Below are 24,698 nucleotides of genomic sequence, written 5' to 3'. Positions count from 1 at the left end.
CCGTTGAGGCAGGAATAACGGCGGGCAGGCACAAGAATAGAAGGCAACAAGCCTGGCATCGCCCACCGTGATGCCGCTGGATGAATCAGGCCGGTCTCCGGGCTCATGAGTGGCCGCGGGGCCAGACTGTGCGCCTTCCCGCATCGAATCGACACAGTGGCATAGACACAGCTTTCACTCATTTACCGTTGCGGGGGCAGCGCCGGAATTGCAGGCCTTCGACCAACAGAAGGACTCGCTCACCGGCTTCCCTGTTTCACTCTGTCGACCCAAGTCACAGAGCACCTGAAACAAGCCGCGAAGGTTAGAGGGTTGGGGGTGGAGCGTCAATTAAAGCCGGGCGGCCAGCGGCCGAATAACTGTCGTCAATCAAAAAACTGACGTCAATCTTGTGCCTCGCCCTCAGCAGTGATATCAAAGAGCCACAACCTCACAACACAATAACAAGGGTGAGCCCATGCAAGGCATGATCATCAGCAATCCAAAGCTGGAATTCCTGCGCCCGGTGCTCGAGCGCTGGTTCGAATGCATCGACCGCTACAACGCCGTTCGCGGTGATGGCGACACACCCTACTGGCACGACGAAAAAGCCAATCTCGGACTGCTGTCCGCCGCCGCCTGGATGGCCGAGATGGTCACGCTGCAACAGACGCCCACCCGCAAACAGACCGAAGAAGGCGAACGCAACAGCCGCGCCGACCTGCTCCTCGCCTCGGCCGAAACCCGCGCCTACATCCAGACCAGCCAGCGCTGGCCACGGGTCAACAGCCTCAACCTGACCCAGGCCCTGCTCGACATCGCCAGCGATGCGAAGCGCCTGAGCCACGCCAGCGACCTGAAACTCGGCTGCCTGTTCGTCGCCCCGCAAAAGGCCCAGCAAGGCGCAACACCGGAAGAACTGCAGGACATGGTCGACGACCTGCAAAAGGAACACACCTGCGCGGTCGCCTGGTATTTCCCGTATGCCTACCGCAAGTTGCGCAACGAAGCCGGCAACTATCACCCAGGCATTGCCGTGCTGTTCAAGGAAGCACGCGGCTAAGGGTTGAACCATCGCACGGCAACGCTTCTCTATGATTAGAACAAGGCATTCATAGGGAACATCAGCATGCGCACGATCCCGCTCGTTCTCGTTATCGCGCTCTCCGGAGGGCTTGCCGCTTGTGGTGAGACCTCCAGACTGCAAGTCTCCGACGGCACCGGCCCGTCACCTCAACTGCCCGAACCCAACAAGACCCTGGTTCCGACCCTGAACATCGCACCGGCCATCGGCTGGCCGCAGGGTGCGAAACCCGTCGCTGCCACGGGTACTCAAGTGGCAGCGTTTGCCGAAGACCTGGATCACCCGCGCTGGCTTTATGTGCTGCCCAATGGCGACGTATTGGTGGCGGAAACCAACGCACCGCCCAAACCCGAAGACGGCAAAGGCATTCGCGGCTGGGTGATGAAAAAGGTCATGGGCCGTGCCGGGGCTACGGTGCCGAGCCCGAACCGCATCACCCTGCTGCGCGACAAGGACCACGATGGCGTCGCGGAAACCCGCACGGTGTTTGTGCAAAACCTCAATTCACCCTTTGGCATGACGCTGGTCGGCAATGACCTGTACGTGGCCGATACCGATCGCCTTGTGCGCTTTCACTATGAAAATGGCGATACGCAGATCAAATCTCCACCGATCAAGGTGATCGATCTGCCGGGTGGCCCGCTGAACCACCACTGGACCAAAAACGTGATCGCCAGCAAGGACGGCAGCAAGCTCTACGTCACCGTGGGTTCCAACAGCAACGTCGCGGAAAACGGCATGGACAAGGAAGAAGGTCGCGCAGCGATCTGGGAAGTGGACCGTGCCACCGGGCAGCACCGGATCTTCGCCTCCGGCCTGCGCAACCCCAACGGCATGGCCTGGGAGCCGAGCACTGGCGCGCTATGGACCGCGGTCAACGAACGGGATGAAATCGGCAGCGACCTGGTGCCGGACTACATCACCTCGGTCAAGGACGGCGGTTTCTATGGCTGGCCCTTCAGTTACTACGGCCAGCACGTCGATATTCGTGTCGAACCACAAAACCCCGACCTGGTGGCCAAGGCCATCGCCCCGGACTACGCCGTCGGCCCGCACACGGCGTCACTGGGGCTGACCTTTGCGCAAAACAGCAAGCTGCCGGCACCGTTCACCCAAGGCGCGTTCATCGGCCAGCACGGCTCGTGGAACCGCAAGCCCCACAGTGGCTACAAAGTGATTTTCGTACCGTTCAGCGCTGGCAAACCTGCGGGGAAACCGGTTGAAGTACTTACCGGCTTCCTCAACGACAAGGAACAAGCCATGGGCCGGCCGGTAGGCGTGGTGATTGATCAGCAAGGTGATCTGCTGGTGGCCGATGATGTGGGGAACAAGGTGTGGCGGGTGTCGGCGGCCAGATGAACGAAAAAAGTGCGGTGTCGGCAGCTACCGGTGGATGCTCTGGAGAAATGACAGTCAGCGCTGAACCAGTCAGCGGTTTTGCCGCCGTGACTGGTTCAGCACCGGGACTTACAGGTACTTCATTTCAAATGTCGCCGAGCCGTCCATGACGACTTCGTCGGTCAGGGTCAGGCTGTCGGCGGGGGCGATGATTGTCTGCACCTCGAAATCCATCGTGAGGTCTTCCACCGCTATTGGCACACTGAAGTCGGTGGCCGAACTGACTGACAGAAGCTCCCCGGGGTTGGTGACCCAAGCTCTGTCCCAGGTCGCACCGCCGTCGTCGGAGTAGATCGCCTGTGCCGGCTGCCCATCTGCCAAAGCGTTTTTGACCCCTACATGAAAGTACCCCAGTTTTTCTCCATCGTCGGTCAATCCCAGGCCAAACCACCCTATTCCCGTACCGGCACGATTATCGATTGGGCCCAGTGCGAACCGAGCTGGTGCATCACAAGCCACGGTCAATTGCAGTGGGTGCGTGCCGACTATAGTCGGCCTGGTTGGATTGAGGTCCCCTGCCGAGATCTCGCCGTTGTCCACGAGACCGCCCTTCGACAGGCTCGGCGTACACGCAACCGGAGTGATGATGCCGGTGACCATCAGGTCCGTGCTGGAGGCAGCGAAAGCACAAGTCGCTCCCGCGAGAAGGAATGCGCTGCCAAGTAGGGTCAGTGTCTTTTTCATGTACTGCTCTTTGTATTTTCGGTGATTGCAGCTCGAACCAAGACGACCGGACTGCTGGATAAGCGCAATCTAGCGAGCGGGGCAGAAGGAAGGAATGCAACAAATACGAAAAGGCAGCGCGCTTTGTATCAAAGCGCGCCCGCCAGCCTGACCAGCAGCTCCGGATGTTACGGGTTGCGCGCCAGATGCTCAGGCTGCAGAACACGCTTGGCGCTCAGATAGGCTTTTTGCCAATAATTCTTGGACAGACTGTCGAGTTTCACCGTGCCGCCAGTGGCCGGCGCGTGGACGAAGCGCCCTTCTCCCACGTAGATACCGGCATGGCTGACCTGGGAGCCGCCATTGGTGGCGAAGAAAAGCAGATCACCGGTTTGCAGGCCTTCCTTGCCCACATTCGCCGCCTGCATGGAGATCATCTCGCGAGTGGTGCGCGGCAAGGAAATGCCGGCGACATCGCGGTACACGTAGGCGATCAGGCCGCTGCAATCAAACCCGGAATCCGGCGTATTGCCACCCCAGCGATAAGGGGTGCCCACCAGGCCGAGCGCGCGAAACAGCACGTCTTCCGCCTCGGGTGAAAAAGCTTGCGGGGAACCAAACACGATGGGGGTGCGAACCACCGGTGCAGGCGGCGGTGTACGGCTGGCGCAGGCACTGAGCAGCGCTGCGAAGAACATGATTGCGAGGCGGGCCGACGTCGTCATAAGCAGAGCATCCTGATCTGGCTGCGGCGTTTTCTGCCGGGAATGCAGAAAAGAAAACCGCCTGCGCGGGGCGCAGGCGGTTTGCCATCATTCATATATCAGGATTCTAGCGGTTATATGGCAAACTTCAAGTAAGACTTTAAGTTTGCCTTACAAACTGTGCGCTTATTTGCGAGCGGTGACGATTGGCGACGCGTTAGGTGCCATTGCCAGGGCGCGCTTGGCTTCGATGAAGGTCTTGCTCCAGTAGCTGTCACCCAGGCTGTCGATCCGCACACCACCGCTACGGCGGCTGCTGGAGTGGATGAACTGGTTGTCACCCAGGTAGATCCCGGCATGACTGGCGCGACCGCGACGGCCGTTGGTTGCGAAGAACAGCAGGTCACCCGGCTCAAGCTTGCTGCGCGAGACCAGCGGAGCGTCCACGTTGATCATTTCGCGGGTGGAGCGTGGCAGGTTCATGCCCGCTTCTTCGCGGAACAGGTAGCCGATGAAACCGCTGCAGTCGAAGCCGGCTTCAGAAGTACCGCCGAAACGGTAACGGGTACCGATCAGGGACATGCCACGTTCGAGGATGCTGTCGGCCAGGACCGGAAGCTGGTAGGACTTGCCGCCAGCGAAGTCGGCGAGTTCCTTTTCGGTAGCCAGCTCTTCCTGAAAGAGAGTGGAAGACTGGGCGGTAACCGAGTTTTGCACCTGCGGTTGCGGAGCTTGCTGGACCACTGGAGTGTGGGCAGCGCAACCGAACAGCAGGGTGACGAGTGCGAGAGGCACGAGGGGTGCGAAGCGATTTAGCATGGGCACGACCGTGGCTGAAGTTGTAAAGAAGTCGAGACTATGCCCGCTATCAAACCCATTTGCAAATTCAATCGAACTTTTTGTGACTTCCCGGTTTCTCGATTACATCTAAGCGCTTAAGCCTATTTTAAATCTGTGCGCAGCCTGCAACCTGGCAGGAAAGCGGGATTTCTGGCGCCTGAAATATGCCAAACCCATTAAAACCAACGGTTTCAGCGGGGTTACCAGCCGAGGGTTTCTTTCAGAAACGGGATCGTCAGCTTGCGCTGAGCCTGGAGGGAGGCCTGGTCGAGACGCTCGAGCAACTCGAACAGCGCACTCATGCTGCGGGTACCGCGGGTCAAGATGAAATGCCCGACCTCGTCGGTCAGGTGCAGCCCGCGACGGGAGGCGCGCAATTGCAGGGCACGCAGTTTGTCCTCGTCGGACAGCGGGCGCATCTGGAAGATCAAGGCCAGGGTCAGGCGCGACTTGAGGTCCGCCAGCTTCACCGGCAACTCGCGCGGGGATGTCGACGCGGCAATCAACAAGCGCCGGCCGCTGTCGCGCAGGCGATTGAACAGGTGGAACAGCGCCTCTTCCCAGTCCGCCTTGCCGGCAACCGCCTGCAAGTCATCGAGACAGACCAGTTCGTACTGTTCAAGGTTATCGAGGATCTCAATGCCGCGATCGAGCAGCTCGGCCAGCGGCAGGTACACCGCAGGCTCGCCCAATTGCTCGAAGCGCAGGCAGGCGGCCTGCAACAGGTGCGTACGCCCTACCCCATCCTTGCCCCAAAGATAGATCAGGCTTTCGGTCCAGCCGGCGTCGGCTTCGCATAGCCGCTCGACATAGCCGAGTGCAGCGGCATTGGCGCCTGGGTAGTAGTTGATAAAGGTGGCGTCGTCACGCAGACGCACACCTAGGGGCAGCTGAATCGGTTTCATGCTGACTGAACAGTTCCAAAGGAACCGTTAGTGGCCTCTGTGTAAAGTTTGCGAAGTTTATACCCGTGAAGCGGGCCGCACAATGCGACAGACCACAAGCAAAATCAAAGGTTTGCGTTAATGCACCGGTTTTATGACAGTTTCTTTGGCGGCGCATGTGACAGTCACCCGATGCAAACAGGCTGACCCGGCGTGAACCCGGGCAGCCCGCAAGCGTCCGTCGACACCCCTTACAGCTCCACCTCGTCGACCCCGCCGTAGATCTCGGAGTCCTTATACAAATCATGCACATGACGCACCAGCACCATGATCACCGCGGCGACCGGCAATGCCAGCAGCACACCGGTGAAGCCAAACAGCTCGCCCCCGGCCAGGATCGAGAAAATCACCGCCACCGGGTGCAGGCCGATCCGGTCACCGACCAGCAACGGCGTCAGCACCATGCCCTCCAGCGCCTGGCCGACCATGAACACCGCGACAATGCCGAGCATCGGGTACAGATCGCCACCAAACTGGAACAGCCCTGCAATCAGCGCCGCGCCGATGCCGATGATAAATCCCATGTACGGCACGATCGCCGCCAGCCCTGCAATCAGGCCGATCAGCAAGCCCAGCTCCAGCCCGACCAGCATCAGACCGGCCGCGTAGATCATCCCCAGGGCCACCATGACCAGCAGCTGTCCGCGAACGAAGGCCCCGAGCACCTCATGACATTCACCTGCCAACGACACCGCACGCTCTTCACGATCGCGGGGCAGCAAGCTGCGGATCTTGGCCATCATCAGGTCCCAATCGCGCAACAGGTAGAAGCTCACCACCGGAATCAACACCAGATTCGCCAGCCAGCCAATCAATGCAAGGCCCGAGGCCGTAGCATGACTGAGCACCACCCCGACAACATCGGTGGTCTGACTCATATGCTCGCTGATGGCCGCCTTGAGCTTGTCGAACTTCCAGAAGCCTTCCGACAGGCCGAACTTCGATTGCGCCCAGGGCAACGCCGTGTGCTGCAGCCAATCGAGCATCTGCGGGGCCAGCTCATATAAACGAAACAGCTGGCGAGCGAGCAGGGGCACCAGGACCAGCAGCAGCGCGGTAAAGATCAGGGTAAACAGCGTAAACACCGCCACTACACCCCAGGTTCGCGACAGCCCCGCCTTCTCCAGTCGATCCACCAGGGGGTCGAAGAGGTAAGCCAACAGCAGCGCCACCAGGAACGGCGTCAGGATCGGATGCAACAACCAGACAAACGCGCAAAGCAGGACCACCCCACCGAGCCAGAACCAACGCCGCGAATCGGCCATGAACCACTCCATTGCTTCTATATAAAGAAAGAAAAACTACCAGCGAAAACGCAGTTGCGGTGTCGGGGCCGGTGCCGGGGCAGGCGCGGCACCAGGGGCGGCAGGCTGAACCGGTACGGCCGGAGCCGGGGTTTGACCCACCGGTGTTTCCTGCAGCCTTGCCAGCGACAGTTGTGCACGCAACTGATCGGTACTGCCATTGACCCGGTAGACGATCCGGTCGCCGTCGACGCTTTGCACACGCCCGCCGAATGGCTCCAGCAAGCGGCCAAGGGACGCATAATGCTCAAGGTTCATGCCCTGCACTTCCAGCAATTGCGCGCTCGAAGCACCAGGCTTGGCGACGAACCGCGGCGCCAGGCGCTCGTTGACCGCCAGCATCACCGCATCGGCCACGGCGGCCTGATCGGCGCCCTGCACGGTGCCGGCCTCTTTTTTATCCCCCAGCCACAATTGCCACTTGGCCTGCCACTGCCCGCCCTCTTCCTTGGCGTGTACAGCAAGCAGGGCGTCGGCGTTGTAGCGTTCCGATGCCGCCTGCAAAGGCGCGGGATCCGTGCCCTCAAGATTCGGCGCGGTCGCGACGATCTGCTCGTTCAGGTCCGCCAACGGCAAACGCAATGGCAAGCCACGGTGTTGCGCCGCCCGACGCAGCGGCACCGCGCTGGCCTGACCGTCGCCGACCAGGCTTGAACCCTCGGTGGAATCGTTCAGCCACCATCCGAGGATCGACGGCCGATTGGCCCCCCACATGGCCAGGCCGGCGCGGCGCAAGGCTTGCTCGGTGGTGCCGGGATCGAAATCGACTTTCAGGACTTCCGGCGGCCCGGCTTCGAAGCCGTATTGGCTGATGATCTGTTGCGGGTCTTTGCGAATCGCGGCCAGCCCCGGACTTTGAGCGGCCTTGGGGTCGCCGGTCAGGCGCAGCACCAACGTGTCCAACGCGCGTATGGTCGCCTGTTCACGCTCCTCGGGCGACTGGCCATTCACCGGCTCGCGCACCTGATAAAGGCCTTTGACGGTTTCGGCATGGCAAACCAGACTGACCAACGACAAACAACCCACAAGCAAGAATTTACAAAAACGCATGGAAGATTCCTGACGACAAGAGCGGCTGGAACAGACCGCATGAAGACGATCGAGCAAGGCTGTGACCATCGCCCGACGCAAAACATTCACGCGTCCCGGGTAAGTTTTCGCACTGTCATAACGATAGACGGTTAATCGCGATACCTTATACAGCCATGCAGGATGCCACCGACACCGCGCATCGACGGTTTTTTTTGAACGGATATGGCCCTGCTGTCGGCCTGAGGATGGCCGCTGCGGCTCAAGCCTGATAAAATCGCGCGCCTTCGCAGACCGGCAACAGCCGGGCACCCTCGAAATTCGCGTGAGGCAATCGCCTTCGTCGATTTCGGCGGCCCCGCTGAACTCGGTCGTTACCCCTGAATCCCCCCTAAAGGCCTGGATCATGAGCAAGCAACCCTCCCTGAGCTACAAGGACGCCGGTGTAGACATCGACGCCGGTGAAGCATTGGTCGAACGCATCAAGAGCGTCGCCAAGCGCACTGCGCGCCCGGAAGTCATGGGCGGCCTGGGCGGTTTCGGCGCCCTCTGCGAAATCCCGGCCGGCTACAAGCAGCCTGTGCTGGTTTCCGGCACTGACGGCGTCGGCACCAAGCTGCGCCTGGCACTGAACCTGAACAAGCACGACAGCATCGGCATCGACCTGGTTGCCATGTGCGTGAACGACCTGGTGGTCTGTGGCGCCGAGCCGCTGTTCTTCCTCGACTACTACGCTACCGGCAAACTCAACGTCGAAACCGCGACCCAGGTCGTGACCGGCATCGGCGCTGGCTGTGAACTGTCGGGTTGCTCCCTGGTCGGCGGCGAAACCGCTGAAATGCCTGGCATGTACGAAGGCGAAGACTACGACCTGGCCGGCTTCTGCGTCGGTGTCGTGGAAAAATCCGAAATCATCGACGGTTCCAAAGTCGCTGCCGGCGATGCCCTGCTCGCCCTGCCGTCTTCCGGCCCGCACTCCAACGGCTACTCGCTGATCCGCAAGATCATCGAAGTGTCCGGTGCCGACATCGAAAACATCCAGCTCGACGGCAAGCCGCTGACCGACCTGCTGATGGCCCCGACCCGCATCTACGTCAAGCCGCTGCTCAAGCTGATCAAGGAAACCGGCGCTGTCAAAGCCATGGCCCACATCACCGGTGGCGGCCTGCTGGACAACATCCCGCGCGTACTGCCAAAAGGCGCACAGGCCGTGGTTGACGTGGCAAGCTGGAACCGCCCGGCGGTGTTCGACTGGCTGCAAGAGAAAGGCAACGTCGACGAGAACGAAATGCACCGCGTGCTGAACTGCGGCGTCGGCATGGTCATCTGCGTGGCTCAAGAGCACGTTGAAACCGCGCTGAACGTTCTGCGCGAAGCCGGCGAGCAGCCTTGGGTCATCGGTCAGATCGCCACCGCTGCCGAAGGCGCGGCTCAGGTAGAACTGAAGAACCTCAAGGCACACTGATGCAAGTGCGGATGTCTCAGACCTGTGATGTCGTGGTGCTGCTCTCCGGCACCGGCAGTAACTTGCAGGCCCTGATCGACAGCACGCGGACCGGCGACAGCCCGGTCCGCATCGCTGCGGTGATTTCCAACCGCAGCGACGCTTTCGGTCTGCAACGTGCCAGTGACGCGGGGATCGCTACCCGCACCCTGGACCACAAGGCCTTCGAGGGCCGCGAAGCCTTCGACGCCGCGCTGATCGAACTGATCGACGCCTTCAACCCCAAACTCGTGGTACTGGCCGGATTCATGCGCATTCTCAGCGCTGGTTTCGTGCGCCACTATCAGGGTCGCCTGCTCAATATCCATCCCTCGCTGCTACCCAAATACAAAGGGTTACACACTCATCAGCGCGCGCTGGAAGCCGGCGACGCCGAGCACGGCTGCTCCGTGCACTTCGTCACCGAGGAACTCGATGGCGGACCACTGGTCGTACAGGCTGTAATACCGGTAGAGTTACAGGATTCGCCGCAGAGTCTGGCGCAGCGGGTCCATGTTCAGGAACACCTGATCTACCCGATGGCCGTACGCTGGTTTGCCGAAGGCCGTATAGCCCTCGGCGAGCAAGGTGCTTTACTGGATGGACAGCTACTCGCGGCCAGCGGCCACTTGATTCGAAACTAGGAGATTTTATGCGTCGCGCCCTGCTCTTCGCTTGCGCTCTGCTTGCCTTGCCCTTCGCCCAGGCGGCAGACCTTCAACCCTTCTCCGCCAGCTACACCGCCGACTGGAAACAGCTGCCCATGAGCGGCACTGCCGAGCGCAGCCTGGAAAAAATCGGCGACGGCAAATGGAAACTGAGTTTCAAGGCGTCGATGATGATCGCCAGCCTGTCCGAGGAAAGCACCCTGACCGTGGACAAGGACACCCTTCTTCCGCAGTCGTACCACTTTGAACGTGGCGGCCTGGGCAAGGCCAGGAAAGCGGATCTGGATTTCGACTGGAACACCAAGATGGTCACCGGCACCGATCGCGGTGACCCCGTCAAGCTCCCCCTCAACCGCGGCATGGTCGACAAATCCACCTACCAGCTGGCGCTGCAACACGATGTGGCTGCCGGCAAGAAGACCATGAGCTATCAAGTGGTCGATGGCGGTGAAGTCGACACCTATGACTTCCGCGTACTGGGTTCGGAAAAAGTCGACACCAAGGCCGGCCAGATCGATGCGATCAAGGTCGAGCGCGTGCGCGACCCGACGCAAAGCAAACGCATCACCGTGATGTGGTTCGCCAAGGACTGGGACTACCTGCTGGTCCGCCTGCAACAGGTCGAAACCGACGGCAAGGAGTACAACATCATGCTCCTGGACGGCACGGTCAACGGCAAGGCTGTCAAAGGCAGCTGATCCTGATCGACATCATGAAGCCCCGCCATTGCGGGGCTTTTTTGTGGGCGCGAAAATTGGAACACCCGACAAGCGTGATGGCTCTATACCTTCAAGGTCTTTTTTGATCGAATGCCATTTCCAGCCGCTTGCGAGGTTTGCCATGACTGTCACCGTCAACACCGTATCCGCCGAAGGTTTTCGCCACAGCGTACAAATCGATGACCATGAACTCTTCGCCGACGTGCCCGTCACGGCAGGCGGAGAAGGCTCGGCCCCGGAGCCGCACGATTATTTCGATGCGGCGCTGGGAGCGTGCAAGGCACTGACCCTGAAGTTGTATGCCAGGAAGAAAAACATCCCGCTGACCGGTGTCGGTGTGGAGGTCAAGCGCGACAACAGTGAAGAGCAAAAAGGCAAATACGCGCTGCACGTCAAACTGACCCTCAAGGGCGTGCTCACCGACGCCCAGCGCGATGAATTGCACCGCGTGGCCGATCGTTGCCCGATCCACAAGCTGATGACCACGTCTGAAGTCAGCATCGAAACGCATTTGTCCGAAGGCGCCTTCAGCCAATAGCGGCAAGGCTTGCGCAGGCGGGTTATGCTCGAACGCATTACCCGCCCAGCCTGGAACGCACCATGAACTCTCCACTCGTGATCCGCCCCCGCGCCGAAGATGTCGAAGGCCAGCCGATTCTCCGCCCGCTGCCATCCGCCAAGTGCCGCAGCGTCGGCCCCTTCGTGTTTTTCGATCACATGCTGGAAACCCGTTATCCGCCGGGTAAAGGCATGAATATCCGCCAGCATCCGCACGTCGGCCTGTCCACCCTCACCTACTTGTTCCAGGGGCAAATCCAGCACAAGGACAGCCTCGGCTCCGATCAGGTCGTTGATACCGGCGATGTCAGCTGGATGACGGCCGGCAGCGCCATTGCCCACGTCGAACGCACACCTGCGGCCCTGAAAGAAAGCGGCTTCACGATGCACGGTTTACAAATCTGGCTGGCATCGCCCAAGGACAAGGAACAAGGGCCGGGGCATTACAGCCATCATCCGGCATCGACCTTGCCGGTCAGCGACAACCTGGGGGTGAAGATTCGCATGATTGCCGGGTCGGGCTTTTGCCTGGAATCGCCAGTGCCGGTGCTTTCTCCTACGCTGTACGCGGAATTGCAGCTGCAAACGGCGACCACATTGCTGATCCCCACCGAGCATGAAGAACGTGCGTTGTATGTTTTGAGCGGTGAGGTGCAGCTGGATGGCGAACCGGTGGAGCCGCATTCGCTGGTGGTCCTGCCTGCGGGGGAAGAGATGACGCTGTTTGCCGAAAGCGACAGTCACGCCGTGTTGTTTGGCGGCGCGGCGCTGGACGGGCCACGGCGGATCAACTGGAATTTTGTCGCGAGCGATCCGGCGGCAATTGATGAAGCACGTCGGCGCTGGGCGGCCGGGGATTGGCCGACGGTGCCGGGGGAAGTTGAGAGGATCGAACTGCCTTAGTTTTTCTATCGTTTGTCAGGCCGCCTTCGCGGGCAAGCCCGCTCCCACAGTGACCGCGTCGAACACAAGTTTTTCGAACGACACTGAACCTGTGGGAGCGGGCTTGCCCGCGAAGAGGTCAACCCGGGCACCGAAATTGCCGATGCCAGGCAACAGATCAACCCTTGAACACTTCATCCAGCAGATTATGCATCGAAGTGAACGCCCGAGCGGCGATCTTGGCGTCATACATCATCATGCCCGGCACGTTGGCGTGCGGGTCGGTGAACGAGTGGAACGCACCGCCGTAGCTCAGCAACTGCCAGTCCACACCGGCCGCGTTCATTTCATCTTCGAACGCCGGCAACTGCTCCTTCGGCACCAGGGGATCAGAGGCACCGTGCAACACCAGGACCTTGCCCTTGATGTTGTTCGCATCAGCCGGGGCCGGTGTGTCCAGCGTGCCGTGGAAAGACACCGCGGCCTTCACCGGCGCACCGGTACGGGCGAACTCAAGAGCGCAGCAACCACCGAAGCAAAAACCGAAGGTCGCCAGTTTCGAAGTATCGATCTGGGCCTCACCCTGCTTCTGCAACTGCTCGAACGCCACCTGCATGCGCTTGCGCAACAACGGACGGTCATTCTTCAACGGCATCATCGCCGCGCCCGCCTCGTCGTTGTTCGTCGGACGAACCGATTGCCCGTAAAGGTCGGCGATCAACACCACATACCCCTTGGAGGCCACCGATTTGGCGATCTCCTCGGCACCGGCGCTGACGCCCATCCAGTTCGGCGCCATCAACAAACCCGGGCGTGGCCCCTTATGGTCGGCGTCGAAGGCCAGACGGCTTTCGTAATCCCGACCATCAATCTGATAGGCAACGGAACGTACAGTGATTTGGCTCATTTCTGACTCCTGATTGTTGAACACCAGAATGAAAAAACCCGCCGAAGCGGGTTTTTCTGCAACACAGTTAAGCCGATAGCTCGACCAACAGCTTGTTCAAACGGCGCACGTATGCGGCCGGATCTTTCAAGCTGTCACCGGCCGCCAGGGCCGCCTGATCGAAGAGGATGTGCGACAGGTCGCCGAAGCGCTCGTCGCTCTGCTCGTTGTCGAGCTTCTCGATCAGCGGGTGAGCCGGGTTGAATTCGAAGATCGGCTTCGAATCCGGAACCTTCTGACCGCTGGCCTCGAGGATCTGGCGCATCTGCAGGCCCAGGTCCTGCTCGCCGATGGCCAGGATCGCCGGGGAATCGGTCAGGCGATGGGACACCCGGACTTCCGCAACGGATTCACCCAGCGCGGCCTTCAGGCGCTCGACCAGACCTTCTTTGGCCTTGGCGACTTCTTCCGCGGCTTTCTTGTCCTCTTCCGAGTCCAGGTTGCCCAGGTCCAGGTCACCGCGCGCCACGTCGACGAAGCTCTTGCCGTCGAAGTCGCTGAGGTAGCTCATCAGCCACTCGTCGATGCGGTCGGTCAACAGCAGCACTTCGATGCCTTTCTTGCGGAAGACTTCCAGGTGCGGGCTGTTCTTGACCTGCGCATAGGTTTCGCCGGTCAGGTAGTAGATCTTGTCCTGACCTTCCTTGGCGCGCGCCAGGTACTCGGCCAGGCCGACAACCTGCTCGCCATCGTCGCCATGGGTCGATGCGAAACGCAGCAGACCGGCGATTTTTTCCTTGTTGGCGAAATCTTCTGCCGGGCCTTCTTTCATGACCTGACCGAAGTTTTTCCAGAAGCCCTTGTATTGCTCAGGATCGTTTTTCGCCAGTTTTTCCAGCATGTCCAGCACGCGCTTGGTCAGCGCCGACTTCATCGAGTCGATGATCGGGTCTTTCTGCAGGATTTCCCGCGACACGTTCAGCGACAAGTCGTTGGAATCGACCACGCCCTTGATGAAGCGCAGGTACAGCGGCAGGAAGGACTCGGCCTGATCCATGACGAATACGCGCTGTACGTAGAGCTTCAGGCCTTTCGGCGCTTCACGCTGGTACAGATCGAACGGAGCGCGGGTCGGCACGTACAGCAGCGAGCTGTATTCGAGCTTGCCTTCGACCTTGTTGTGGCTCCAGCTCAGCGGGTTGTCGAAATCGTGGGCGATGTGCTTGTAGAACTCCTGGTATTCCTCGTCCTTGATCTCGGTACGCGGACGGGTCCACAAAGCGCTGGCGCGGTTGACGGTTTCCCATTCAACGGCCGGTTTCTCTTCACCTTCGGCAGCAGCCACTTCTTTCGGCAGCTCGATCGGCAAGGCGATGTGGTCGGAGTACTTCTTGATGATGTTACGCAGGCGCCAGCCATCGGCGAATTCGTCTTCGCCGGATTTCAAGTGCAGGACGATGCGAGTGCCGCGCTCGGCTTTCTCGATGGTCGCGACTTCGAAATCGCCTTCACCCTTGGACGACCAGTGCACGCCTTCGCTGGCGGCAGCACCGGCACGACGGCTGAACACGTCGACTTTGTCGGCGACGATGAATGCGGAGTAGAAACCCACGCCGAATTGACCGATCAGGTGCGAATCTTTTTTCTGATCGCCAGACAGGTGCTTCATGAAGTCGGCGGTGCCGGACTTGGCGATGGTGCCCAGGTGGGTGATCGCATCTTCGCGGCTCATGCCGATACCGTTGTCTTCGAGAGTGACGGTTTTAGCGTCCTTGTCGAAGCTCACGCGGATTTTCAGTTCGGCGCCACCTTCCAGCAGCTCGGGCTTGGCCAGGGCTTCGAAACGTAATTTGTCGACAGCGTCAGAGGCGTTCGAGATCAATTCGCGAAGGAAAATTTCCTTGTTGGAATACAGCGAATGGATCATGAGGTGCAGCAGTTGCTTCACCTCGGTCTGGAAGCCCAGGGTTTCCTTTTGAGTTTCCACACTCATGGTCATCAAACTCCAATCAGATGGCATTGGCCGCGACCTTGAGCGATCGACGGCGGGTTGTCATCTGAGTTTGGGGCTGAGTTCAGGATTTCAAGGGCTCTTCGAGTTTGAAATGCGCACGGGCCGTGGCTATGGGTTCGGCTTCGGTGCTTTGCCAGGCAGTAATCGCCACATTGGCGACCCGCCGCCCCTGGCGCCAGACCTGGCATCGGGCCCACGTATCGCGATACTGCCCGGCACGCAGGTAATCGAGGGAGAAGTCGATGATCTTCGGCACCCCGGACGTTCCGGTAAACACCAACAGGTGCAGCGCCGCGGCCAATTCCATGAAACCGGCAATCACTCCGCCGTGAATTGCCGGCAACAAGGGGTTACCAATGTTGTCCTTGTTCGCCGGCAGCTTGAACAGCAGCTCATCTCCCACCCTGGAGCACTCGACGCCGATCAGCCGGGCATAGGGAATCAAATCCAGCAGCGAGGCGTAATCGCCCTGCTCGTGGGCCTTTTGCAGTTGGTCCCTCAAGGATTCGCTCATTGCGCCCCTCCGGCAACTACGCCGCCAAAGCCCTTGGTACCTTTGATGCCCTTGCCCATGCGCATGAAAGTGCCCATCACATGGGCAATGGGCTGTTCGGGGTCGTCCTGATAGGCGAAGCCACGGGCAAAAATCACGTCGGTGGTGACCCGGTAGCACTGGGCAAAACCATAGACATCCTTATGTGGCTCGGCGGCGTGCATATAGTCGATGCGCAGGTCGAGGGTCGGGCAGACTTCAAACTCAGGGAGTACGCAGAGCGTCGCCATGCCACAGGCGGTGTCCATCAGCGAGGTCAGCGCCCCGCCATGAATCACGCCGGTTTCGGGATTGCCGACGATCTGCGGGCTGTATGGCAGCACGACCGTCAGCCCTTCGCTGCTGGCGCTGTGAACGCTTAGTCCAAGTACCTGACAATGTCGCAACGCCGACAGAAAGCGCGTCGCACGCTCAAAAATGGGGTTTTCAGCCATTTGATAAACACTCTTGTTTAGGTCCATTCAATGCGCTGACGGTCGGGTAAAAGTTCCGCATTAGAATAAAACTTATATATCTTACAGAATTAAGGAACTTAACCCTGTTGCGTGGGTTCTTAAGGCCAGTAGATGCTTTTCATCAGGAGAAACACCCCATGCGTAAGACTTTAGCTATTGCCTTGATGTTGACCGCTTCCCTCGGTCTCGCTGCCTGCGATAAAAAATCCGAGGACAAAGCTCAAGATGCTGCCAAACATGCTGAGCAAGCTCAGCAAGACATGAGCAAAGCTCAGGATAAAGTGAACGACGCCGCGAAAGAAAACGCCGAAGCCGCCAAAGATCAGGCTGAATCGAACGCGGAAGCTGCAAAAGAGGCCGCTCCGGCCACTCCAGCTGCTCCGGAAGCACCTAAGAACTAATACGGTTTTTAGAGCTGTAAAGGAAAACCCGCCAAGTGCGGGTTTTCTTTTGTCCTCAAAAAAACGGTTAGAGCAAAATCGTTCTAAAAGTCGGACTAATCATCAGCAACATCGAACAGATAAATCCCACCAGCCAAACCATGCTGCGTTGCCAGGTCAGGTCTTTCCAGTAACACGCCAGATAAATGATCCGCGAGATCACAAAGATGATCGCGAGCAAATCGATGAGCCAACCGGCCGTCTGCGTTGTGTGCGCCATCAACACACCCACCGCAAACAGGATGAATGCTTCGAAACTATTCTGATGCGCCGCCAGAGCCCGGGCCCCCAGGCCCGTGAGTTGCGTCTGCTGTTGGCGCGGCAAGTGGTTGTCGTAGCCGCCCAGCTCTTTCATGGCGGTAGTCACGGGCATCCGTGCCAGGTAAATCAACACCGCACTGATAAACACGCACCAGAATGGAATACTCATCAAGCAGCCTCTTTTATCGACTCCGGCAACGGCGCCTCTGTAGGGGTATAGACCATCACGTCGAGAACGTCGGAATGAAACTCGCGGCGGTACAACACGAACACCACGCCGGCACTCATCAACATGAATAACCATGGGCTGACGAACCAGGCCAGCATGGTCATGCCGAAGTAGTAGGAACGCAGCCCGAAGTTGAACTGGTTGGCGGCCATGGAGATGACGCGGGCTGCGCGGGCAGCAAAGGCTTTACGCTCTTGCTCGGACACCAGACGCTCGCCGACCATTGGCGCCGAACCCACCAGTACCGCCGCGAAGTTGTACTGGCGCATGCACCAGCTGAACGTGAAGAACGCATAGACAAACACCAGCGCCAGGCACAGCAACTTGATTTCCGACATGCCCTGGGAGGCCTGTTGCACCATCGGGATATCCGCCAGCAACGATACCGCCCGCTCCGACGCCCCCAACACCGTGAGAATACCGGCCAGGATAATCAGCGTGCTGGAGGCGAAGAACGAAGCGTTGCGCTCCAGATTGCCGATCACGCTGGCATCGGCGATACGGTTGTCGCGCAACAGCATGCGGCGCATCCAGTCTTCGCGGTAAAGGTGCAGAACGCTGGCCAGGCACGCAGTGTCACGGCCTTTCCAGGTGGCATAGCGGGTGTACCCGCCCCAGCAGATGACGAACCAGATGGCCGCGAGGATGTGGATCAGGTTGGCTTGGATGAACGACATGCAGGTCCTTGTGATGTATTGGCGGAGTACACAAACCCTGTGGGAGCAAGCTCGCTCCCACAATGGATTTTGTAGAGCTTCGACGTTAGCTCAACAGAAAAGACACCGCACCACCCCATAAAAAAATGCCCCGTATCGATTGATACGGGGCATTTCATTTTCTGCTTGTCCGACCCGCTTATGGCAGGTCGAAAGCTTTAAGCCAGCGCTTCTTCGCGCTTGCCCAGCATACGGTCGCAGACAACGGCAACCACCAGCGTCATCACCGATGGCACCAGCCACGCCAGCCCCTGCTCGCTCAGCGGCAGGTGGGCCATTTGCGCCGGCATCCAGTCCGCCAGGCCTGCACCCTTGAGGGCGTCGATCAGGCCGAAGATGAACGACACCAGCATGACCGGGCCGACGATGCGGCCCTGCTCATGCCAGAAGTCCTTGCAGAAGCTCAGGGCCACCAGGGCGATGCATGGCGGGTAGATCGCGGTCAGTACCGGGATCGAGAACGCAATCAGCTTGGTCAGGCCCAGGTTGGACACCAGCAGGGAGAATGCCGCGAGGATGATCACCAGTGTCTTGTAGGACAGTGGCAGCACCCGGCTGAAGTACTCGGCGCAGGCACAGGTCAGGCCGACCGCGGTCACCAGGCACGCCAGCGAAATCAGCACGGCCAGGAAACCGCTGCCCAGCGAACCGAAGGTATGTTGCACGTAAGCGTGCAACACCGCCGCACCGTTGGTAGCGCCTGCGGCCACTTCATGGCTGCCCGAACCGAGACGGAACAGGCTGACATAGACCAGCGCCAGGCCTACACCGGCGATCAGGCCGGCGATGATCGCATAGCGGGTGATCAACGCTGGCGACTCGACGCCGCGGGAACGGATGGCGTTGACGATGACGATGCCGAACACCAGGGCGCCCAGGGTATCCATGGTCAGGTAACCATTGATGAAGCCCTGGGAAAACGGTGCCGCCACGTACTCAGGCGTTGCATGGCCAATGTCACCGGCCGGCAAGGCGAATGCGGCGATGCCGAGAGCGGCCAGGGCGATGATCTTCAGCGGGGCGAGGAATCGCCCTACGGTATCGAGCAAGCGACCCGGATACAGCGAGATGAAGAACACCAGCAGGAAGTAGACCGAGCTGTACAGGAACAGCGCCAGCGGACTCTCGCCGGTCAGCGGCGCCAGGCCCACTTCGAAGGAAACCGTCGCGGTACGTGGCGTCGCGAACAACGGGCCAACAGCGAGGTAGCAAGCCGCTGCCAGCAGGCCACCGGCGACTTTACCGATCGGGCTGCTCAAGGCATCCATTGCACCGCCGACCTTGGCCAGGGCTACAACGGTGATCACCGGCAGACCGACTGCGGTGACCAGGAAACCCAGCGCCGCCATCCAGACATTAGGCCCGGACTGCAAACCGACGATAGGCGGGAAGATGATGTTGCCGGCCCCGACGAACAGGGCAAACGTCATAAAACCAAGTGCCAGGATGTCCTGGCCTTTCAACACTTTCATTAAGGAAATACCACACTACTGAATCGGAATTTAGAGAGGGATTTCCCTATGGGTGAGGGAAATGCTGTCGGTCCGTATAAGACCAACCCTTTTAGCGCGTTGCCACCTTGTGGGCAGCGGACGCAAAAATGGCGCGTAGCCTAACGAATTTGGCCGACAAACGCACTGTTAGAGGGCGAACATTCCGATGCGCGACATTTCCATGTCGCGTTTACGTATCTAATTTACCAACACAACCCCGTAGGAGCTGGCTTGCCAGCGATTCAGGCTGCCTGACACACCGCGCAGCCTGAATCGCCAGCAAGCCGGCTCCTACAGATCCCAAAACCCGCATGCATCCCGAAAACGACAAAGGCCACCCGAAGGTGGCCTTTGTCAGCAGAGTTGCAAGCTAAGCGCGAGGCTTACTTGACAGCCCAACCAGTCAGCTCGGCCAGGGCCTTGCCGATGTCTGCCAGCGAACGCACGGTTTTAACGCCTGCGTCTTGCAGAGCAGCGAATTTCTCGTCTGCAGTGCCTTTGCCGCCAGAGATGATTGCGCCAGCATGGCCCATGCGCTTGCCCGGAGGAGCAGTCACACCAGCGATGTAGGAAACAACCGGCTTGGTCACGTGTGCCTTGATGTAGGCAGCCGCTTCTTCTTCAGCCGAACCGCCGATCTCGCCGATCATCACGATCGCTTCGGTCTTCGGGTCTTCCTGGAACAGCTTCAGGATGTCGATGAAGTTCGAACCCGGGATCGGGTCCCCACCGATGCCGACGCAAGTCGACTGACCGAAACCGGCGTCAGTAGTCTGCTTCACAGCTTCGTAGGTCAGGGTGCCGGAACGGGAAACGATACCGACCTTGCCTGGCAAGTGAATGTGACCTGGCATGATGCCGATCTTGCATTCGCCTGGGGTGATCACGCCTGGGCAGTTAGGGCCGATCAGGGTGATACCCAGCTCGTCGCACTTAACTTTAGCGTCCAGCATGTCCAGGGTAGGAATGCCTTCGGTGATGCAGACGATCAGCTTGATGCCGCCGAAAGCAGCTTCCAGGATCGAGTCCTTGCAGAAAGGAGCCGGAACGTAGATCACGCTGGCGGTAGCGCCGGTGGCAGCTACTGCGTCCTTAACGGTGTTGAACACCGGCAGACCCAGGTGCTCGGTGCCGCCTTTGCCTGGAGTTACACCACCAACCATCTTGGTGCCGTACTCGATGGCTTGCTGGGTGTGGAAACTACCTTGCGAACCGGTAATACCCTGGCAGATAACTTTGGTGTCTTTATTGATCAGGACGCTCATTATTTGCCCTCCGCAGCTTTGACAACTTGTTGAGCAGCGTCGGTCAAGCTGGTAGCAGCGATGATGTTCAAACCGCTTTCTGCCAGTACTTTAGCGCCCAGCTCAGCGTTGTTGCCTTCAAGGCGAACAACAACCGGGATTTTCACGCCGACTTCTTTCACAGCGCCGATGATGCCTTCGGCAATCATGTCGCAGCGAACGATGCCGCCGAAGATGTTGACCAGTACTGCAGCGACGTTGGTGTCGGACAGGATGATCTTGAACGCTTCGGTAACGCGTTCCTTGGTAGCACCGCCGCCCACGTCGAGGAAGTTGGCTGGTTTGCCGCCATGCAGGTTGACGATGTCCATGGTACCCATGGCCAGGCCAGCACCGTTGACCATGCAACCGATGTTGCCTTCCAGTGCTACGTAGTTCAGTTCGAACTTGGCAGCGTGCGCTTCGCGCGGATCGTCTTGCGACGGATCGTGGAAAGTCTTCAGCTTAGGCTGACGGTACATGGCGTTGGCGTCGATGTTGATCTTGGCATCGAGGCAGTGCAGATCGCCGTCAGCCTTGATCACCAGCGGGTTCACTTCCAGCAGGGCCAGGTCGTGATCCTTGAACAGCTTGGCCAGACCTACGAAGATCTTGGCGAACTGGGCAACTTGCTTGCCTTCCAGACCCAGCTGGAATGCCAGCTCGCGACCCTGGAATGGCTGAGCGCCAACCAGTGGATCGATAGTGGCCTTCAGAATTTTTTCTGGAGTGTCGTGAGCGATTTTCTCGATGTCCACGCCACCTTCGGTGGAAGCCATGAACACGATGCGACGGCTCGAACGGTCAACGACAGCGCCCAGGTACAGCTCTTTAGCGATATCAGTGCACGATTCAACCAGGATCTTGGTGACTGGCTGACCATTGGCGTCAGTCTGGTAAGTCACCAGACGCTTGCCCAGCCACTGCTGTGCGAAGGCTTTGGCGTCTTCTTTGCTGCGAACCAGCTTTACGCCGCCCGCTTTACCGCGACCACCGGCGTGGACCTGGGCTTTGACAACCCACTCGCTGCCGCCGATTTTGTCGCAAGCTTCTGCTGCTGCTTCCGGGGTGTCTACCGCGTAACCGGTGGAAACTGGCAGGCCGTACTCAGCGAACAGCTGCTTACCCTGATACTCGTGAAGATTCATGCTTATTACCGTCTTCGTTAGGTACTGCGCATTCGGTGCTGCACTCATTCAAGTGCCGCACCACCTGTGACTGCTGCTTGCATAGCCTTTCCGGATACCCGGTGCAGCTATGCAAGACTGCGTCCAGCGGATATTCCGCGGTGAGTCTTGCATGCAAGGCTCACGACGGGCCAAACCGCCGTGGTTTCTTATTATGTCTTAACGCTTCTTGCGGTTGGCGATGTGGATGGCGCCGCCATTCACTGCCAGAGCAGCTTCGTGCAAGGCTTCAGACAGGGTCGGATGGGAGAAAACCATCATGCCCAGGTCTTCAGCGCTGGTGCCGAATTCCATACCGATCGCGCCCTGCTGAACCAGTTCGGCAGCGCTTGGGCCAATCACGTGGACGCCCAGTACGCGGTCTGTCTTGGCATCTGCGATGACCTTGACGAAACCACCGGTGTCGTTGGCAGCCATGGCACGGCCGGAGGCTGCGAACGGGAAGGTGCCGACGTTAACTTCAACGCCTTCAGCTTTCAAGGCCTGCTCGGTTTTACCAACCCACGCGATTTCCGGGTGAGTATAAATAACCGAAGGGATCAAATCATAGTTCATCTGGGCCTTGTGGCCCTTGATGCGCTCGACAACCATGATGCCCTCTTCCGACGCCTTGTGCGCCAGCATCATGCCGCGAACCACGTCGCCGATGGCGTAGACGCCCGGTACGGTGGTGGCGCAGTGATCGTCAACGTGCACGAAACCGCGCTCGTCCAGGGTCACGCCGCAGTCGGCAGCCAGCAGATCAGTGGTCACCGGACGGCGACCAACGGCTACGATCAGCTTGTCGAAAGTGATGTTCTGTTCGCCGTTGGCATCGGTGTAGTTAACAACGACTTCGTCGCCGTTCACTTTGGAACCGGTCACGCGAGCGCCCAGCTTGATGTCCAGGCCCTGTTTGGTCAGGGTTTTCAGCGCTTCCTTGGAAACAGCGGCATCGGCGGCCATCAGGAAGGTGTCCAGGGCTTCCAGGACAGTCACTTCTGCACCCAGACGCGACCAGACCGAACCCAGTTCCAGGCCGATCACGCCAGCGCCGATCACGCCCAGACGCTTAGGCACGGTCTGGAATTCCAGGGCGCCAGTCGAATCGACGATCACATTCTGGTCGACCGGAGCCGGTGGAATGTCGATCGGACGCGAACCTGGAGCCAGGATCACGTTCTCGGCCTGGATGATTTCTACCGAGCCGTCTGGCTTGGTGACTTCAACTTGCTTGCCGGCCAGCAGCTTGCCGTGACCTTCAATGGAAGTCACACCGTTGGCTTTGAACAGGGTCGCAACGCCGGAGGTCAGGCCTTTGACGATGGTGGCCTTGCGGCCGACCATTGCTGGCACGTCCATGGTCACGCCAGCGTGGTTGATACCGTGGATCGCGAAGCCTTCTTTGGCTTCCTTGTACTTCCAGGAGCTGTCCAGCAGCGCCTTGGATGGAATGCAGCCGACGTTCAGGCAAGTACCGCCCAGAGCCAGTTTGCCTTCCTTGTCGGTGTACTTCTCGATGCAGGCAGTCGAAAGACCAAGCTGGGCGGCCTTGATGGCAGCCACGTAACCGCCAGGGCCCGCGCCGATCACTACTACGTCAAATTTCTGCGACATTCAAAAAATCCTCTTTAGCGAAAAGCTTCAAGCCGCGAGCGGCAAGCCAAGCTGCGGGTTTTCCGACAGCCTGGCTTGCAGCTCATGGCTGCTTCTATCAGATATCCAGCAACAGACGAGCCGGATCTTCCAGCAGGTTCTTGATGGTCACCAGGAAGGTCACAGCTTCTTTGCCATCGATCAGACGGTGATCGTAGGACAGTGCCAGGTACATCATCGGACGGATAACGACCTGGCCGTTGATGGCCATCGGACGCTGGATGATGTTGTGCATGCCCAGGATGGCGGCTTGTGGCGGGTTGACGATCGGGGTCGACATCATCGAACCGAAAGTACCACCGTTGGTGATGGTGAAAGTACCACCGGTCATTTCGTCCATCGACAGTTTGCCGTCGCGGGCTTTCTTGCCGAAGGTGGCGATGCCGCCTTCGATTTCAGCCAGGCTCATCAGTTCGGCGTTACGCAGGACCGGTACAACCAGGCCGCGATCGCTGGAAACTGCAACGCCGACGTCAGCGTAGCCGTGGTAAACGATGTCGCCGCCGTCGATCGAGGCGTTGACAGCCGGGAAGCGTTTCAGCGCTTCGGTGGCCGCTTTCACGAAGAACGACATGAAGCCCAGGCGCACGCCGTTGTGGGACTTCTCGAACAGGTCCTTGTACTTCGAACGCAGGGCCATGACTTCGGTCATGTCGACTTCGTTGAAAGTGGTCAGCATCGCCATGTTCGATTGAGCTTCAACCAGACGCTTGGCCACGGTGGCACGAACGCGGGTCATCGGTACGCGCTTCTCGATGCGATCGCCGGCGGCGAACACAGGAGCAGCGGCAGCCGGAGCAGCAGCCTTGGCAGGTGCGGCAGCCGGAGCGGCTTTCTTGGCTTCGACAGCGGCAACCACGTCTTCCTTGGTTACACGACCATCTTTGCCGGTGCCTTTGACGGAAGCCAGGTTGATGCCGTTTTCTTCGGCCAGCTTGCGAGCAGCCGGAGCGGCGATGGCGTCTTCGTCAGCGCCGGCAGCTGGAGCAGCGGCGGCAGCGGCCGGAGCAGCAGCGGCAGCCGGAGCGGCGGCAGCAGCGCCGCCTTCAACGATGGAGCCGAGGACTTCGTCGGACAGAACGGTTTCGCCTTCGTTCTTGACGATTGCGCCCAGCACGCCGTCAGCGGTAGCCAACACTTCCAGCACGACTTTGTCGGTTTCGATGTCGACGATCAGTTCGTCGCGCTTGACCGCATCGCCCGGTTGCTTGTGCCAGGTGGCAACGGTGCCATCGGCAACCGATTCCGGGAAAGTGGGGGCTTTGATCTCGATAGCCATTGTCTGTGGTTC

25 protein-coding genes and 1 riboswitch are annotated in these 24,698 nt (G+C 59.5%); of the genes, 8 read left to right on the top strand and 17 right to left on the bottom strand.

Annotated elements, in window-relative coordinates; translation table 11 throughout:
* Positions 1–71: 71 nt before the first annotated feature.
* Positions 72–304: riboswitch (cobalamin riboswitch) on the bottom strand.
* A gap of 153 nt (positions 305–457) precedes the next feature.
* Together AB4O16_RS25145 and AB4O16_RS25140 are read left to right on the top strand one after the other, a co-directional pair.
* Complete coding sequence (locus AB4O16_RS25145) at positions 458–1,042, top strand: hypothetical protein (protein ID WP_160390174.1); 585 nt, start codon at positions 458–460, stop codon at positions 1,040–1,042.
* 66 nt (positions 1,043–1,108) lie between these two features.
* Positions 1,109–2,422, top strand: a complete 1,314-nt coding sequence (locus tag AB4O16_RS25140) for a PQQ-dependent sugar dehydrogenase (RefSeq protein ID WP_460156100.1) — start codon at positions 1,109–1,111, stop codon at positions 2,420–2,422.
* 108 nt (positions 2,423–2,530) lie between these two features.
* Here AB4O16_RS25140 and AB4O16_RS25135 read toward each other — a convergent pair whose 3' ends face one another.
* From AB4O16_RS25135 to AB4O16_RS25110, 6 genes are all read right to left on the bottom strand, one after another.
* A complete protein-coding gene (locus AB4O16_RS25135) occupies positions 2,531–3,145 on the bottom strand; it encodes a DUF1120 domain-containing protein (protein WP_460156099.1) in 615 nt (204 codons plus the stop codon).
* Between the two features lie 167 nt (positions 3,146–3,312).
* Positions 3,313–3,849, bottom strand: a complete 537-nt coding sequence (locus AB4O16_RS25130; RefSeq protein ID WP_460156098.1) for a C40 family peptidase — start codon at positions 3,847–3,849, stop codon at positions 3,313–3,315.
* A 165-nt stretch (positions 3,850–4,014) separates the two neighbouring features.
* Complete coding sequence (locus AB4O16_RS25125; protein WP_460156097.1) at positions 4,015–4,647, bottom strand: C40 family peptidase; 633 nt, start codon at positions 4,645–4,647, stop codon at positions 4,015–4,017.
* A 221-nt stretch (positions 4,648–4,868) separates the two neighbouring features.
* Positions 4,869–5,573, bottom strand: a complete 705-nt coding sequence (hda, locus tag AB4O16_RS25120; protein WP_007898944.1) for a DnaA regulatory inactivator Hda — start codon at positions 5,571–5,573, stop codon at positions 4,869–4,871.
* A 230-nt stretch (positions 5,574–5,803) separates the two neighbouring features.
* The gene (locus AB4O16_RS25115) at positions 5,804–6,877 is read right to left on the bottom strand and encodes an AI-2E family transporter (RefSeq protein WP_460156096.1); all 1,074 of its coding nucleotides are present in this window, start codon (positions 6,875–6,877) and stop codon (positions 5,804–5,806) included.
* A gap of 36 nt (positions 6,878–6,913) precedes the next feature.
* Entirely contained in the window at positions 6,914–7,966 is a 1,053-nt protein-coding gene (locus AB4O16_RS25110) for a DUF2066 domain-containing protein (RefSeq protein WP_460156095.1), read from the bottom strand.
* Between the two features lie 385 nt (positions 7,967–8,351).
* On the opposite strand from AB4O16_RS25110, the gene purM reads away from it, so the two are divergent.
* The 5 genes from purM to AB4O16_RS25085 all read left to right on the top strand — a co-directional run bounded on the left by purM (position 8,352) and on the right by AB4O16_RS25085 (position 12,276).
* Positions 8,352–9,410, top strand: coding sequence for a phosphoribosylformylglycinamidine cyclo-ligase (gene purM / locus AB4O16_RS25105; RefSeq protein ID WP_008033526.1), 1,059 nt, complete (start codon positions 8,352–8,354; stop codon positions 9,408–9,410).
* A gap of 11 nt (positions 9,411–9,421) precedes the next feature.
* Complete coding sequence (gene purN / locus AB4O16_RS25100; protein WP_460156094.1) at positions 9,422–10,072, top strand: phosphoribosylglycinamide formyltransferase; 651 nt, start codon at positions 9,422–9,424, stop codon at positions 10,070–10,072.
* Positions 10,073–10,080: 8 nt separating this feature from the next.
* Positions 10,081–10,794, top strand: coding sequence for a DUF3108 domain-containing protein (locus tag AB4O16_RS25095; protein ID WP_460156093.1), 714 nt, complete (start codon positions 10,081–10,083; stop codon positions 10,792–10,794).
* 142 nt (positions 10,795–10,936) lie between these two features.
* Positions 10,937–11,353 (top strand): OsmC family protein, encoded by a 417-nt coding sequence (locus AB4O16_RS25090; protein ID WP_160390181.1) that lies wholly within the window; start codon positions 10,937–10,939, stop codon positions 11,351–11,353.
* Positions 11,354–11,415: 62 nt separating this feature from the next.
* Positions 11,416–12,276: a pirin family protein gene (locus AB4O16_RS25085; protein WP_460156092.1), complete on the top strand. Its 861-nt coding sequence runs from the start codon at positions 11,416–11,418 to the stop codon at positions 12,274–12,276.
* A 157-nt stretch (positions 12,277–12,433) separates the two neighbouring features.
* On the opposite strand, the gene AB4O16_RS25080 is transcribed toward AB4O16_RS25085, so the two are convergent.
* The 4 genes from AB4O16_RS25080 to AB4O16_RS25065 form a co-directional block, all read right to left on the bottom strand.
* Positions 12,434–13,162 carry a dienelactone hydrolase family protein gene (locus AB4O16_RS25080; RefSeq protein ID WP_460156091.1) on the bottom strand — a complete coding sequence of 243 codons (729 nt, stop codon included), beginning with the start codon at positions 13,160–13,162 and terminating at the stop codon, positions 12,434–12,436.
* A 67-nt stretch (positions 13,163–13,229) separates the two neighbouring features.
* The gene (gene htpG / locus AB4O16_RS25075; RefSeq protein ID WP_460156090.1) at positions 13,230–15,134 is read right to left on the bottom strand and encodes a molecular chaperone HtpG; all 1,905 of its coding nucleotides are present in this window, start codon (positions 15,132–15,134) and stop codon (positions 13,230–13,232) included.
* Positions 15,135–15,216: 82 nt separating this feature from the next.
* Positions 15,217–15,669 carry a PaaI family thioesterase gene (locus AB4O16_RS25070; RefSeq protein ID WP_460156089.1) on the bottom strand — a complete coding sequence of 151 codons (453 nt, stop codon included), beginning with the start codon at positions 15,667–15,669 and terminating at the stop codon, positions 15,217–15,219.
* Entirely contained in the window at positions 15,666–16,142 is a 477-nt protein-coding gene (locus AB4O16_RS25065; RefSeq protein WP_460156088.1) for a PaaI family thioesterase, read from the bottom strand. Before AB4O16_RS25065 ends, AB4O16_RS25070 begins: the two co-directional genes overlap by 4 nt.
* A gap of 158 nt (positions 16,143–16,300) precedes the next feature.
* Here AB4O16_RS25065 and AB4O16_RS25060 point away from each other — a divergent pair, with 158 nt between their 5' ends.
* Entirely contained in the window at positions 16,301–16,564 is a 264-nt protein-coding gene (locus AB4O16_RS25060; RefSeq protein ID WP_160390187.1) for a hypothetical protein, read from the top strand.
* 67 nt (positions 16,565–16,631) lie between these two features.
* On the opposite strand, the gene AB4O16_RS25055 is transcribed toward AB4O16_RS25060, so the two are convergent.
* From AB4O16_RS25055 to odhB, 7 genes are all read right to left on the bottom strand, one after another.
* Entirely contained in the window at positions 16,632–17,033 is a 402-nt protein-coding gene (locus AB4O16_RS25055) for an MAPEG family protein (RefSeq protein ID WP_460156087.1), read from the bottom strand.
* Entirely contained in the window at positions 17,033–17,770 is a 738-nt protein-coding gene (locus AB4O16_RS25050; protein ID WP_110659449.1) for a DUF599 domain-containing protein, read from the bottom strand. Before AB4O16_RS25050 ends, AB4O16_RS25055 begins: the two co-directional genes overlap by 1 nt.
* 197 nt (positions 17,771–17,967) lie before the next feature.
* Entirely contained in the window at positions 17,968–19,281 is a 1,314-nt protein-coding gene (brnQ, locus tag AB4O16_RS25045; RefSeq protein WP_160390189.1) for a branched-chain amino acid transport system II carrier protein, read from the bottom strand.
* 404 nt (positions 19,282–19,685) lie between these two features.
* Positions 19,686–20,567 (bottom strand): succinate--CoA ligase subunit alpha, encoded by an 882-nt coding sequence (gene sucD / locus AB4O16_RS25040; protein WP_008032672.1) that lies wholly within the window; start codon positions 20,565–20,567, stop codon positions 19,686–19,688.
* Positions 20,567–21,733: an ADP-forming succinate--CoA ligase subunit beta gene (gene sucC / locus AB4O16_RS25035; RefSeq protein ID WP_007919879.1), complete on the bottom strand. Its 1,167-nt coding sequence runs from the start codon at positions 21,731–21,733 to the stop codon at positions 20,567–20,569. The genes sucD and sucC overlap by 1 nt, the downstream gene beginning before the upstream one ends.
* A 198-nt stretch (positions 21,734–21,931) precedes the next feature.
* On the bottom strand, positions 21,932–23,368 hold the full coding sequence (gene lpdA, locus AB4O16_RS25030) for a dihydrolipoyl dehydrogenase (RefSeq protein ID WP_103394793.1): 1,437 nt from the start codon (positions 23,366–23,368) through the stop codon (positions 21,932–21,934).
* A gap of 97 nt (positions 23,369–23,465) precedes the next feature.
* A complete protein-coding gene (gene odhB / locus AB4O16_RS25025) occupies positions 23,466–24,686 on the bottom strand; it encodes a 2-oxoglutarate dehydrogenase complex dihydrolipoyllysine-residue succinyltransferase (protein ID WP_056721685.1) in 1,221 nt (406 codons plus the stop codon).
* Between the last annotated feature and the right edge of the window lie 12 nt (positions 24,687–24,698).

The sequence above is a fragment of the Pseudomonas sp. S2_H10 genome, assembly GCF_054668285.1.
Note: the sequence above shows the minus strand (reverse complement) of the source record. Positions and strands in the feature narration are given on the sequence as shown.